The organism is Kordiimonas lipolytica, from assembly GCF_042651265.1.
GTDB lineage: Bacteria > Pseudomonadota > Alphaproteobacteria > Sphingomonadales > Kordiimonadaceae > Kordiimonas > Kordiimonas lipolytica.
The window spans coordinates 201,379-215,290 of record NZ_JBHSCR010000001.1 but is presented as its reverse complement, the minus strand read 5'-3'; the positions used below and the strand labels follow the sequence as shown (position 1 = coordinate 215,290).

Genomic DNA, 13,912 nt, shown 5'->3' with positions numbered 1-13,912 from the left:
GTTGATGTTTCAGGAGGCCATAAAAAAAGCCGCACGTTTGCGCGGCTGTGGATCAGAAAACCTCCCTCGGCGGGGTTGGCGGGAACAGGTGCACGATTGGGGGTCGAGTAAATAAATTTACCCATTCCCGCACCCCTGCTCGAGAGGTACTCTATACTATACAAACCCTGTGCCACTTTTTGTAATTCTCAAATTATCAATTTGAAACAATGGCTTATGGTTTTACAATGAAGTTCACAGTCATTTCGGGAGGTGCGTTTATCGCATATTGCATCAATAAATGCCGCAATATGCAATTATGTTGCAAATAGAGACATTTATTTAATTCATGCTCTACGATTGTCATTCAGGCGATATTCACACACTATGCCTTACACTTATAAGGCCGGAGCCTGATACGGCTGGCTGTGGTGGGATTTTTAAGGATAAAGACCATATGCGCTCATTGGCTGTTTATTTCATGCTGCTGTTCACGCTGCTCGGCTTCGCGGCTCAGCCCCTTCAGGCTGTGCAGGAAGAAGAACAAGAAGCTGAGGAGTTGCAGGAGTTTGGCAAGCCCAAGATAGAGATGAAGCCTTTCAACATGGCCCTGCTGGAGCGTGGCCGCGTGCGCGGGAAGGTGACTATCTATCTGGTGCTGGTTATTGAACAGAGTGGCGGGCACGAATTTGTCCGCACCCGGTTGCCGCAACTCCGGTCCGATTTCAACAGCGCGCTGACCGTGCTGGCCCGCCAGCGTTTCAGTGTCAGCCGCCCGATCAATCCTGATATCGTGAAAGCCTATCTGACCCCTTATGCCGACCGGCGCCTGGGTGCGGGCGTGGTCTCTATTTACGTCAAGCAGGCACTGATTGAACCAGACTGACCCGGGGATGCCAGATTTTTGGGCTGTGGTGAAAAAGTAACACCTCATCAAATCCCGTAAATAATGATGCTAATTACTTGACCCCTCTTGCAATCGTCCTATCCCATATAAGTGGGAAGGACTAATGAAGTTGTATTAAACATCACGGAGGGGAAACATGCGCCAGAACCGCTTGTTTAAATCAACCGCGCTAACGGCCGGTTGTCTTGCTTTCCTGGCCTCGGGCTCTGCAGTTATGGCCCAGGACGAAAGCGACGATGAATTTACCATCGAAGAAGTAGTTGTTACGGGTACCTACCTTAAAGGTAAATCACAGTTTAACAGCCCATCACCACTTGCTGTGATTGGCGCCGAAAACCTGAACCAGATCGGGGCCAGCAACGTGGCGGACCTGGTTCAGACGCTGACCATCAACAACGGTGCTCAGAACAACCCGGATGCCTTTACGCAGAACGGCACCACGGGTACATCTAACTTTAACCTGCGCGGCCTCGGTGTGGCTTCAACGCTGGTGCTCCTGAACGGTCGCCGTCAGGTGGTTGCCGGTACGGTGACAAACGACGGTATCGCCTTTGTCGACACCAGCTCGCTGGTGCCGCAGATCGCTGTTCGCCGGATTGAAATCGTGAAAGACGGCGCGGCCGCCATTTACGGTACCGACGCCGTGGCCGGCGTGGTGAACTTCATCACCGACGATGATTTCGAAGGCGTTGAGGCATCTGTCAAATATCAGACGCTCACGGATCAGGGCAGCCAGTCCGACAAGCTCTATCAGGCCAAATTCGGTTGGGGCAACGACACCACCCACTTCATGGGTGCGTTCAGCTACTATGACCGTTCGCAACTAACCACAGCGGAGCGTCGCCTGAGCCAGGTCTCGGACGATAGCTCGGTCCTGGGTAACCCAGGCGCTTATTATGTGCCGTCCATCATCGGCGTTGTTGGCGCGGTGGTTCCGGTGATTGACCCGACGGGCTGTGAAGAATTTGGCGGCCAGGCGAATGTTGCCGTGGACATCGGTGTTGCCCGCATCGGTACCTGTGGTTTCGACTTTGGTGATTATTTCAGCCTGGTACCGGAAGAAGAGCGCAAGCAGGCTTATGCTGTGATCACCCAGGAACTGGGGGACAGCCACCAATTGCGTATTGAAGGCGGCTGGGCAGAAACGGAAGCAATCCGCGGTAACTCGCCAACCTTCCCATACCTGCAACTTGGCCAGGCTGGCGTGCCAGCTTACCATCCTGCGAACCCGTTCGGTCAGGGTGTGACTTTCCTCGGCCGTGCCATCGGTAACGGCGGCGAGGTATCACCTAACCTCAGCACATCCGACACCTACCGGTTCAATGTTGAGCTGACAGGCGACATCAACGATGTCTGGAGCTACGACGTTGGCTTCACCATCGCTGACAACAGGTATGTCATCAATACAGAAGACGTACTGACTGCAAACTTCCAGCGCGCGCTGGCGGGCTTCGGTGGCGACGGCTGTGATCTTGCTGCCGGTGTACCGGGTGCGAACGGCTGTCTGTTCTATAACCCATTTGCATCCAGCTTCACGACGCTGCCAAACAGCCCTGAAGTGCTTGACTATATCATCGGCACCCAGGTGATCGACGGTTCTTCGAACACCAAAGTGTTTGATGCGGTAGTGTCTGGCACGCTTGGCTCCACGCCAGCGGGCGATATCGGTATCGCGGTGGGCATGCAGTACAGGAACGAGTTCTGGGGTCGTGATTATGACGATGTCTCGAACAGTGACGGTTTCGCGTTCCTGGTTGGTAACCCGGACTTCAGCGAAGGCCGTTCTGCTGTTGGCATCTTCGCGGAATCACTGATCCCGATCACAGACCAGCTGGACCTGTCTGTTGCTCTGCGTCATGAAAGCTATGGCGGCGACATCGGCAGCACCACTGATCCGAAGGTCTCGCTTCTCTATCGTCCAACCGACAGCTTGTCGTTGCGCGGTAGCTACTCCACCAGCTTCCGGGCACCAAGCGTGCTGCAGGTGGCCGGCGGTACGACATCGCTTGAGCAGGTCTCTGACCCCTCGAGCGGTGGTACAGCGTTCGCTGCGATTCGGGCGATTGCCCCAGAAGGCGGCCGGACGATCCGTCCGGAAACTGGCAAGGCCTGGAACTTTGGCCTGTCCTATGCTGGCGACAGCGGCCTTTCGGTTGATGTCGACTACTGGAACTACAGCTTTACCGACGTGATCATCAAAGAGAACTCGCAATCGGTAGTGAACGGCTTCAGCGATGACCCAGACCGGGTTATCCGTGCCCCTGGCACCAACGCGATCATCATGGTGATTGTTGACTTCCTGAATGCCTCCAGCGTGAAAACGCAAGGCTTCGACGTCAATGCTCGCTATGCTTTCGACACCGACTATGGCACCATCCAGCCATTCTTCGAGGCAACGCATGTCCTGAAGTATGACCTGGTGGATCCACAAGCCGGTGCTGTTGACGGTGCAGGCAACCGAAACTTCGCGAACTTCGGCAGCCCAACGCCAAGCTGGCGTTTCAACACTGGTGTGTCCTGGACCACAGAAGATCATGACCTGCGCTTCTATGTGCGTCATATCGGCGGTATGGACGACGACCAGAATGCCGGAAGCCGCGTCGGTGCGATGACCACGGTTGATGCTCAATATACCTTCAACATCGGCAGCCTGTTCGATGGTGGTGAAGGCTCCAGCATCCAGGTGGGTGTAATCAATGCCTTCGATAAGAAGCCACCATATGTTTCGACAAACGGGGGCTATGAATCGCGGACACACGATCCGCGTGGCCGAATGGTCTACGCGAAGCTGACCGCAGCATTCTAAAAAGTAAAACAGAGACACCGGGGCGAAATCTTTCGCCCCGGTTTCCGTTTAAGGCCAGAGTATTTATCGGAGTATTCGCCAAGCCAGAAAACGGTATGAAAAAAGTTGGCTCCGCCCAGTCATTTGACGGGTAGCAGCAACGGGTGTTTCAGGCGCCTGGTTGACGTTACGGAATTATGGTGTTCAAGAAGAAAATGGCGGATATCCGGGACTTTCTATTGTTGTTTTGACGTTACACAATTACCTGAAATCTTTAGAAAACTGATTTGAACCGCTTGACGTTAACGTAAATCAGGAGGCACAATTACCGGGAGATCAGATCTGGCTCAGGAAGGCGCCGACATTATCGGTTGGGTTTGCCAGGATGATTTGACTGTGGGAGGACAAAAGGGAGCAACTCGGCGGCATGGTCATCTGGCCACCGCTATCCGGCTATTTTCCCACCTGTAAGCGTAAGCATTGTGAAGATCTTGGCTTTTGCCATGAGGGCCCGGTTCCTATGTAGGGGAGCACTGTTGCCAGACAAGTGCCCCAGACAAACATCAGAGGAAAAAAGGGTTTTCATGTGTCTCAGCAAAAGTCGAAGGGAATGGGAAGGAAACCAATGAGCAAGAATTTAGGGCATAAAACCCGTGCATTTCTGATGACGACGGCTGCGGCCGCCGCTGTCGTGACCGGAGCCAGCCTCTCTGCCCAAGCGCAGGACAACGACTCCGAATTTTCACTTGAAGAGATTTTGGTAACGGCGCAGAAGCGGCCTCAGACGCTGCAGGAAACGCCGATTGCTGTATCCGTGACAGACGCTGCCACGATCGAGAAGTCCCATATGCTGGACATCTCGGACATGCAGTCTGTTGTGCCGTCACTCCGCGTATGGACGCTGCAGACGTCATCCAACACCAACTTCGCGATCCGGGGTTTTGGTAACGGTGCCAACAACGCCGGTATCGAGCCTTCTGTTGGTGTTTTCATCGACGGTGTTTACCGTTCCCGCTCTGCAGCCCAGATCGGCGACCTGCCGCGCCTGCAACGCGTAGAGGTCCTGCGTGGCCCACAAAGTACGCTTTTCGGCAAGAACGCATCCGCGGGTGTGATCAGCATTGTGACCGCTGCGCCGTCATTTGAAGCGGAAGGTGGCATCGAGGCCACTTACGGCAACTATGACGCTCGCCAGATCAAGGCTTACTACACCACGGGCCTGACCGACACATTCGCTGTCAGCATCTCTGGCGGTGTGAACAAGCGCGATGGTTATATTGAAACCAGCGACCCGAACATCGACGACATCAACGACCGCGACCGCTGGCACATTCGTGGCCAGGCGCTGTGGGAGCCGTCCGAGACTGTTTCTGTCCGCATGATTGCAGACTATAACGAACTGGACGAGCTTTGCTGCGGCGTGACCAACGTCCTCAACGGCCCGACAGCTGGCATTATCCAGCTTCTGGGCGGTGAAGTGCTCGACGACAGCGACCCGTTCGCATATCAGTCGCCGATCAACGAGGTTCCGGTGAACGAAATCAAGGACGGCGGCATCTCGCTCGAAGCTAATATTGATTTCGAAGGCTTTACGCTGACGTCTATCTCGGCGTACCGCAGCAACAAAAGCTTCAACGACACCGAGCCTGACTATACGGGCGGTGAGCTGCTGGACAGCGCCTATAATGACGCTGATATTGACACCTATACCCAGGAAATTCGGCTCTCTTCCACGGGCGTGAACACGCTGGACTGGATGGTCGGTGGGTATTTCTTCAAAGAAGACATCACCCAGATCCAGGGCCTGAAATACGGTGCGGATACCCGCAGCTATATCGACTTCCTGACAGGTGCGCCGGGTACGCTGGCAACGCTTGAGCTTCTCTCAGGCATGCCGTCCGGTTCTTTCTTCGCGGCCGATACAGCGACGCGGGAAACCTTCACCCAGGACAACACGGCCTTCTCGCTTTTCGCATCGCTTGATCTGCATATCACAGACCGGCTGACGCTGACCGGCGGCATCAACTATACGAAGGACAAGAAAACCGTTACCGGCAGCACCGTTAATGGCGACGCTTTCTCAAGCATCGACCTGTTCACTGTGAACGGCGGCTTTATCCCGACGGCCCTGTTTGGTCAGGCCTTTGCCGATAATACCGGTCTTGCACCCACGCCTGAGAACATCGCTTTCATTGAAAGCGTTGCACCGGGCACGTCAGCTGCGATCCAGTCCGGCGTAACGGCGGCACTTCAGGGCCTGCAGGCGCTGCAGTTCCAGCCGCAGTTCCTGGCGTTCCCGAACTCGGTTCAGGATGCCAAGACTAACGATGACAAGGTGACCTGGCAGGCGCGTGCGTCCTATGAGGTTAACGACAACATCAACGTCTACCTGAGCGCCGGCACGGGCTTCAAGTCCACCAGCTGGAACCTGTCGCGGGATGCTCGTCCGTTTGCGGCTAACCAGGCAGCACTTGAAGCGGCTGGCCTGACGCTGCCAAACCAAAGCTACGGTACGCTTTATGCCGGTCCGGAAAACTCGACCGTCTATGAGATCGGTATCAAGGCACGCTATTCGAAAGGGGCGATCAACATCGCGCTCTTCGACCAGACCATCAAGGGCTTCCAGTCCAACATCTTCCAGGGCACCGGCTTCGTTCTGGCAAACGCCGGTAAGCAGTCCACTAAAGGTCTTGAGATTGATGCGACCTGGGTACCAACGGAGAACCTTGAGTTCCGCTTCGCCGGTACGTTCCTTGATCCTGTCTATGACAGCTTCCCAGGTGCCGCTGGCCCGAACAGCACGGTGATTGACCTGTCCGGTGAAAAGCCAGCAGGTATTCACGAAACAAGCCTCTCAGCCGCAGCAACCTACTTCTTCGAACTGGGTGACAGCATGACTGGCTTCGTTCGCGGTGACTGGCAGTATGAAAGCGAAACCCAGGTTGTGGACAACGTCGATGGCGTGTTCCGTAAAGTCAGCCTGTTTAACGCCAGCGCTGGTCTTGAGTGGGAAAACGGCCTGAGCCTCACTGTTTGGGGCCGGAACCTGTTTAACGACGAGTTCTACCTGAGTGCCTTCCCAGGCGTGATCCAGCCGGGCACAGTGAATGCCTATGCCAACCCACCGCGGATGTACGGCGCAACACTTGGCTACAAGTTCTAAAACACCAATCATATGATTGTGCAAAGGGCGGCCTTCGGTCGCCCTTTTCTTTTGCCGATGCCTTTGTCTCTGGCTCTTTGTGACATTTTCATTACATTTTTGTGACAGCCTGCTATAAGCGCCCAAGGGAAAGGTTTGGGGCTCTGGAAAACCTTTGCCAACAGAATGAAGGGAAAGGGAACGTCCATGGTTAATAACCACCCGGTGAACAAAGACCTGAAAAAGGTCCAGGCCTTCCGCGAAGGCGTGGCAAAAGAAAACCGCTCCATCGAGAACCTTGGGGTTGCCCTTGTGTTCCTTGTTCTCGTGTTGATCTACACGGCGATGACCCAAAGCGAAGGTTCTACCGGTATTTTCGTGATCGCTGCAGCTGTCATTGGCGGCTATATGGCGATGAACATCGGTGCCAACGATGTGGCGAACAATATCGGCCCGGCTGTGGGCTCCAAGGCGCTGACAATGGTTGGCGCCCTTGTGATTGCAGCGGTATTTGAAGCTGCAGGCGCGCTCCTTGCCGGTGGGGACGTGGTGTCCACCATTCGCAAAGGGATCATTGACCCAAGCGCGATGGCTGACCAGATGACGTTCATCTGGGCCATGATGTCTGCGCTTCTGGCTGCCGCCTTGTGGCTGAACCTGGCCACCTGGCTTGGTGCGCCTGTCTCCACCACACACTCGATCGTCGGTGGTGTCGTGGGCGCGGGTATTGCGGCTGCCGGTGCCGCCAGCGTGGAATGGGGCCAGATGGGCGCTATCGCGGCAAGCTGGGTAATTTCCCCGCTTCTTGGTGGGCTTATTGCAGCTCTGTTCCTGTTCTTCATCAAAAGGAACATCCTTTATAAGGAAGACAAGATCGCAGCTGCGGAAACCTGGGTGCCGGTTCTCGTGGGCATCATGGCCGGGGCTTTCTCCATGTATCTGGTGATGAAGGGCCTCAAGAAAATCTGGAAGGCAGACACGGCGATGCTGTGGATGATCGGTTTTGGTTCTGCGGCGCTTGTCTGGGCCATTACCAAGCCGCTGGTGAAAAGGGCTGCGGCCGGCCTTGAAAACCGCCGGAAATCAGTTGCCAAGCTCTTTACCATTCCGCTTATTTGCTCAGCCGCGCTTCTGTCTTTTGCGCATGGGGCCAATGATGTGGCAAACGCAGTTGGCCCGCTGGCAGCCATCGTCAGCGCAGCGCATCAGGTTGACATGGGCTCAGGCAAGGTCAGCCTGCCGTTCTGGGTTATGGCTATCGGTGCCATCGGGATTTCGATTGGCCTGTTGCTTTATGGCCCGAAACTGATCCGCAAGGTGGGTGAGACAATCACCAAGCTGAACCAGATGCGGGCCTTCTGTGTGGCGCTGTCTGCCGCTATCACCGTGATCGCAGCCAGCTGGCTTGGCCTGCCTGTGTCTTCAACCCATATCGCTGTGGGCGGTGTGTTCGGCGTGGGCTTCCTGCGGGAATATCTCAACAGCCGCGAAAGCAAGAAGCGGCGCCTGACCCGCTCTGAGGAAGTGAAGATTGCGCATCGCCGCCTGGTACGTCGGCGTGAGCTTCTGACCATTGCGGCAGCCTGGGTGATTACGGTGCCGGCCTCTGGTCTTTTGTCTGCCGCACTCTTCTACGCCATGATAAACGCCTTCTAGGGGCGGGCTATAACGACATGAAAGGGCGGCCTTGGCCGCCTTTTTTATTCGGGAGGTACCTTTTCCGGCAGGCGGGACACCAGGAAAGCGATCACGGCGCAGGCGCCCATCACGGACGCAAGCGCCAGGGGGGTCTTGTCCGGGACCATACCGACAACGGCGGACGAGACAAAGGCGGACGAAAAGGTCAGCGCGCCCGAAAGGGCCGATGCAGCCCCAGCCCGCGTATCTTCCGTTGCCAGCGCACCAGCCATGCTGTTGGGCATAACCATGCCCAGGGACGCCAGGAACAAAAAGAGTGGCATCAGGAAGATATAGAGCGGCGCATCAAGCGCGCCTGCGACCAAGAGCGCAAGCCCTGCCACCAGCAGAATGGTAAAGCCAACCTTCAGGATGGCTGAAAAAGGATGCCGCTTCAGCAGATACCGGTTCAACTGCGTCAGCGCGATCAGGCCAAAGGCGTTGGAGCCGAAGGCCACTGCAAAGAAATCTGCTGACATGCCGTAATAGCCTTGGATCACCAGGGTGGCCCCGGCGATATAGGCGAACATGCCGGCATTGGCGATGCCGCCCGCGAGCGCATACTTCAGGAAAGACCGGTTCTTTAGGATATCGGCATAGGTATGGAAGGCGCGGCTGAACCGGACGCCTGAATTGCCTGCATGGGTTTCGGGCAAAAGAAGGGCTGTCGCGATCAGGGCCAAAAAGCCGAAGGCGCTGATCAGGTTAAAAATCCAGGGCCAGCCCAGTGTGCTGGCCACAACTGCCCCCGCCAGGGGCGCCAGGATCGGGGCGACACCCATGATGGCCATCAGAAGCGAAAAGAAGCGCGCCCCTTCGCGGGGTTCGAAAACATCCCGGACGATGGCGCGCGCGATCACGGCGCCCGAACACACACCCAGCGCCTGCAGGAAGCGGTAGACGATCAGCGCATCGATGGTGGGGGCTGTGGCGCACAGAAGCGACGCCAACACAGCGATCATGAGGCCAACAAGCAGAGGTATCTTGCGGCCGAACTTGTCCGCCGCCGGGCCATAGCATAGCTGGCCAACCGCAAGCCCGATGAAGAAGGATGTCAGCGAGAGCTGCACGCCCGCAGGCGGGGCTTTCAGGTCCTCGGCAATGGTGGGGAAGGCAGGCAGGTACATATCAACCGCAAGCGGCGTCATCGCCGTGACGCTGCCCAGGATCAGCGCCAGGCCGACTGTATTTTTGCTGCTCAGTATCATCGGGCACTCATGGTATGAAACAGGGACCGGCCACACCGAAGGCATGACCGACGGTAAAGGCCTAGCATGCTTCTGGATATATCCTCAAGCGCGCATGCGGCAACACCATGTCGCGATCAGCGCAACATCACCGGGCAGGGGCGAAGAAGGTACGCAGAATATCGTCCTGCAGCGGCCCCCAGTTTTTCCAGTCGTGCCGATGATGAACTTCGCGGTAGATCAAATCGTAACCCTTGTCGTCAAGCACCTTGCGTAGTCGGCGTGCTGAGGTGTTGCTTGTTTCCTTTCTGCCCACGCTGAAGAAAATTTTGATGGGCTGCACAGGGGCGGCTTCATATCTTTCCTTCAAATCCGAGAAGGGATAATAGGCAGGGGATTGCATGGCGATGCCTGAAAATTTATCTGATGCCATCAGACCGAAACAGCCAGCGTTCAGGCCACCCAGAGACAGGCCAGCGATCACTCTATCTTCGCGTCTGGTACTAACGGGGAATTGGCGCTCCACGGCCGGGATCAATTCATCCTTGAAGAAATTCACATAGTCCGGGTTGCAGACAAATTCATGAGCGCGGCGGTTATTTTGTTGGTAGGTCGGGTCACGTGGGTCGATGAAAACAGCAATGATGGGTTTGATCCGCCCTGCTTTGATTTCTTTATCGATCAGGCCGTGCAGTTTGCCGTATTCCAGATACAGCTGTCCATCTGCCAGATATAAGGTTGGCAGTTTGTCTGTGGTCTTAACGCCTGTGGGATAATAAACCCAATATTGCAGGTGGTACCCCAGGTGCTTACTGGCGATACGGATATTGGCGGAAAGTTGCCCAGCCATGGCGGCGGTGCTGGTGCAAACCAGACAAAGGATGAAAAGCAGGAAACGCATGAAACCCCCTCACAGTGTTAAGGTAAGGCACACACTACCTGGAGGAAGGTATGTGAAATATTATAACATGTCAACAATGTGCGATGATCGACCATACCCGTGCAGGTTTTGATCAATGGAATCGGCCAAGGGGATTTCGTCCGGTGTTTTATAATGTCTGGTTGATCTGTTTAGGGCACTTTTGGGCCCTATGGGTGTGCCCTTTTGTGCCACAGGGGCACTATGGTGCCCCTATGTGTGCCCGTTTCTGGATTGGGAGTAGCGCTTAGTGCGCTTCTTGCCAGTTCTTGCCGATGCCGCTGTCGACCACCAGCGGCACCGAAAGCTCCAGCACCGGCTGGCAGGCGTTTGCCATGATGTCCTCAATCACCGGAATCGCGGCTTCGTCGCGGCCTTCGGGGGCTTCAAACACCAGTTCATCGTGCACCTGCAAGAGCATCTTCACGTCCGTGAGGCCATTTTCTTCAAGCGCCCCAGGCATGCGCACCATCGCCCGGCGCAGAATGTCCGCGGCAGTGCCCTGGATCGGCGCGTTGATTGCCGCCCGTTCACCAAAGCCGCGCTTCATCGGGTTCTTGTCCGCAAGCGCCGTGATGTGGCATTTGCGGCCGAACAGGGTTTCCACATAGCCGTGTTCGCGGGCGAAATCGATGGTCGTGTCCATATAGTGGCGGATGCCCGGGAAACGCTCGAAATAAGCGTCGATATAGCCCTGGGCGTCCGTGCGGCTGATGCCCAGCTGGCGGGCCAGCCCGAAAGCGGAAATGCCGTAGATGATGCCGAAATTGATTGCCTTGGCCTGCCGGCGGACCATCGGGTCCATGCCTTCAATCGGCACGCCGAACACCTCACTTGCAGTCATGGCATGAATGTCCGTGCCGTCGGCGAATGCTTTCTTGAGCGCGTCGATATCCGCCATGTGCGCCAGCACGCGAAGCTCGATCTGGCTATAGTCAGCAGCGATCAGGATATTGCCGTCCTCTGGCACAAACGCCCGGCGGATCTTGCGGCCTTCTTCGGTGCGGATCGGGATATTCTGAAGGTTCGGGTCATTTGACGACAGGCGTCCGGTGGTGGTTGCCGCCAGATGATAGCTGGTGTGCACGCGGCCCGTGCGCGGGTTCACTTCATTTTGAAGCGCGTCTGTATAGGTGCTCTTCAGTTTGGAAAACTGACGATATTCCATGACCTTGGCAGGTAGTTCGTGGCCTTCAGCCGCAAGCTTTTCCAGCACATCCACGTTCGTCTGCCAGGCGCCGGTTTTCTTCGATTTTTTTCCGCCTTCAAGCCCCATGTCGTCAAACAGCACTTCGCCCAACTGCTTGGGCGAGTTCACGTTAAAGGGGCGGCCCGCAAGGTCCTGGATTTCGCGGTCGAGCCGTTCGATGCCCACGGCAAATTCGTTCGACAGCTTGTTGAGGACGCTGCCGTCCACCTTGATGCCCTCGCGTTCCATGGCCGAAAGCACAGCCGCCATCGGGCGCTCAAGGGTCTCGTAAACGGTAGTGACTTTTTCCTTTGCCAGGCGCGGCTTCAGCACGTGCCAGAGACGAAGCGTGATGTCCGCGTCCTCAGCTGCATAGTCGGTCGCCTTATCAAGCGGCACCTTGTCGAAGGTGATCTGGTTCTTGCCCGTGCCAGCCACTTCCTTGAAGCTGATGGGGGTCATGTCCAGGTGGATGCTCGCCAGCTCGTCCATGCCGTGGCCGTGAACGCCCGCGTCCAGCGCGTAGGACATCAGCATGGTGTCGTCGATGGGGTGAAGGGTGATGCCTTCGCGCGCCAGGATCGACATATCATACTTGAGGTTCTGGCCAATCTTCAGGACCGACGGGTCTTCCATGAGTGGCTTCAGTACATCAACCGCATCCGCTTTCGCGATCTGCTTCGGCACTTCCGCCAGCAGGTCGTCGCTGTTGGTGCCGTGTCCTACCGGGATATAACAGGCCTTGCCGGGCTCGCATGACAGGGATATGCCCACCAGGTCCGCCTTGGCCGGGTTAAGGCCTGTGGTTTCGGTGTCAACCGCCACATAGCCAACGTCATAGGCTTTTTTGATCCAGGCCTTCAGTGTGTCCATGTCCGTCACACACTCGTAAGCCGCCTTTTCAACCGTCACGGCTTCTGTGACCATATCCTCAGGGATGTCGCCGTCCCAGGCGCTGATGACCTTTGCCTTCAGGGACCGGAAATCCTGTGCGTCGAGGAACTCAACAAGTGTTGCGGGGTCAGGGTCCTTGACCTCGAAGCTATCGAGTCCAACTTCGATCGGCACGTCGCGCTCCAGCGTCACCAGCTGGCGGCTGACGCGGGCTTGGTCCGCGAATTCGATCAGGTTTTCGCGGCGCTTGTTCTGCTTGATCTCGCCCGCGCGTTCAAGGAGCGTGTCCAGGTCGCCAAATTCTTCAATCAGCTGGGCGGCGGTCTTGACACCAATGCCGGGCACGCCCGGTACATTGTCCGCGCTGTCACCCGCAAGTGATTGAACATCAACAACTTTATCCGGCCCGACGCCGAATTTTTCCGGTACGTCTTCGGCGCGTGTCCGCTTGTTCTTCATGGTGTCGAACATGTCGGTCTCAGCGTCCAGAAGCTGCATCAGGTCCTTGTCAGAACTGACGATGGTGACCTTCCAGCCTTTTTCGCGCGCCTGCTTGGTGTAGGTGGCGATCAGGTCATCGGCCTCATAGCCCAGCATCTCGATCGAGGGCAGGCCGAAGGCTTCAGTGGCTTCCCGGATGATCGGGAATTGGGGCACAAGGTCTTCGGGTGCCGGCGGCCGGTGCGCTTTATAGTCCGGGTAGATATCATTCCGGAATGTCCGCCCTGACGCGTCGAAGATCACTGCCAGGTGGCTTGGTCGCTCCGCGTCTGAAAGGTCGCGCAAAAGCTTCATGATCATGTTGGAGAAGCCATACACGGCGCCCACGGGCGTACCGTCAGCGCGTGTCAGCGGGCGCTTTGAATAGGCCATCGCATGATAGGCGCGGAAGATATAGCCCGAACCGTCGATCAGATAGAGGTGTTTCTGTTGATCTGTGTGTTCGGGCATATGGCTTTCCGGAATAAATTTGTTTGGCGGTCAGATAAGAAAAAAGGCAGTCAGATCACTTAGATTTGTCTGACGGACCGCCTTGCAGAATATAAAGTCGATCACAATATGGGCATTCTACTTTGCCTTCGTCGTCCATCGTCAGATATACACGTGGGTGGCCGAGGGCGCCTTCGTCGCCGTCGCAGGCGACTTTTTTGGTGGAGACCAGTTTTGTTTCGGGTGCGTCTGCCGTCATGATGCGTCTCTTTTGGCTTGGGTCTGGTTGAATTTGCCCCAACT

8 protein-coding genes are annotated in these 13,912 nt (G+C 56.2%); 4 read left to right on the top strand and 4 right to left on the bottom strand.

Annotation, left to right across the window (positions count from 1 at the left end; genetic code table 11):
* Window positions 1-436 precede the first annotated feature (436 nt).
* The 4 genes from ACFO5Q_RS00960 (at window position 437) to ACFO5Q_RS00945 (ending at window position 8,469) form a co-directional block, all read left to right on the top strand.
* The gene (locus tag ACFO5Q_RS00960) at window positions 437-865 is read left to right on the top strand and encodes a hypothetical protein (RefSeq protein ID WP_068150893.1); all 429 of its coding nucleotides are present in this window, start codon (window positions 437-439) and stop codon (window positions 863-865) included.
* 157 nt (window positions 866-1,022) lie between these two features.
* Window positions 1,023-3,692, top strand: coding sequence for a TonB-dependent receptor domain-containing protein (locus tag ACFO5Q_RS00955; RefSeq protein ID WP_068150888.1), 2,670 nt, complete (start codon window positions 1,023-1,025; stop codon window positions 3,690-3,692).
* A 604-nt stretch (window positions 3,693-4,296) separates the two neighbouring features.
* Window positions 4,297-6,834 carry a TonB-dependent receptor gene (locus ACFO5Q_RS00950; protein WP_068150884.1) on the top strand — a complete coding sequence of 846 codons (2,538 nt, stop codon included), beginning with the start codon at window positions 4,297-4,299 and terminating at the stop codon, window positions 6,832-6,834.
* 186 nt (window positions 6,835-7,020) lie between these two features.
* Window positions 7,021-8,469 (top strand): inorganic phosphate transporter, encoded by a 1,449-nt coding sequence (locus tag ACFO5Q_RS00945; protein WP_082720019.1) that lies wholly within the window; start codon window positions 7,021-7,023, stop codon window positions 8,467-8,469.
* A gap of 44 nt (window positions 8,470-8,513) precedes the next feature.
* Here the strand turns inward: ACFO5Q_RS00945 and ACFO5Q_RS00940 are convergent, their stop codons facing one another.
* The 4 genes from ACFO5Q_RS00940 to ACFO5Q_RS00925 form a co-directional block, all read right to left on the bottom strand.
* Window positions 8,514-9,698 carry a multidrug effflux MFS transporter gene (locus ACFO5Q_RS00940; RefSeq protein ID WP_068150878.1) on the bottom strand — a complete coding sequence of 395 codons (1,185 nt, stop codon included), beginning with the start codon at window positions 9,696-9,698 and terminating at the stop codon, window positions 8,514-8,516.
* A 127-nt stretch (window positions 9,699-9,825) separates the two neighbouring features.
* The gene (locus ACFO5Q_RS00935) at window positions 9,826-10,578 is read right to left on the bottom strand and encodes an alpha/beta hydrolase (RefSeq protein WP_068150875.1); all 753 of its coding nucleotides are present in this window, start codon (window positions 10,576-10,578) and stop codon (window positions 9,826-9,828) included.
* Between the two features lie 265 nt (window positions 10,579-10,843).
* The gene (polA, locus tag ACFO5Q_RS00930) at window positions 10,844-13,630 is read right to left on the bottom strand and encodes a DNA polymerase I (RefSeq protein ID WP_068150872.1); all 2,787 of its coding nucleotides are present in this window, start codon (window positions 13,628-13,630) and stop codon (window positions 10,844-10,846) included.
* Window positions 13,631-13,685: 55 nt separating this feature from the next.
* Window positions 13,686-13,868, bottom strand: a complete 183-nt coding sequence (locus tag ACFO5Q_RS00925; RefSeq protein ID WP_068150869.1) for a zinc-finger domain-containing protein — start codon at window positions 13,866-13,868, stop codon at window positions 13,686-13,688.
* Window positions 13,869-13,912 lie beyond the last annotated feature (44 nt).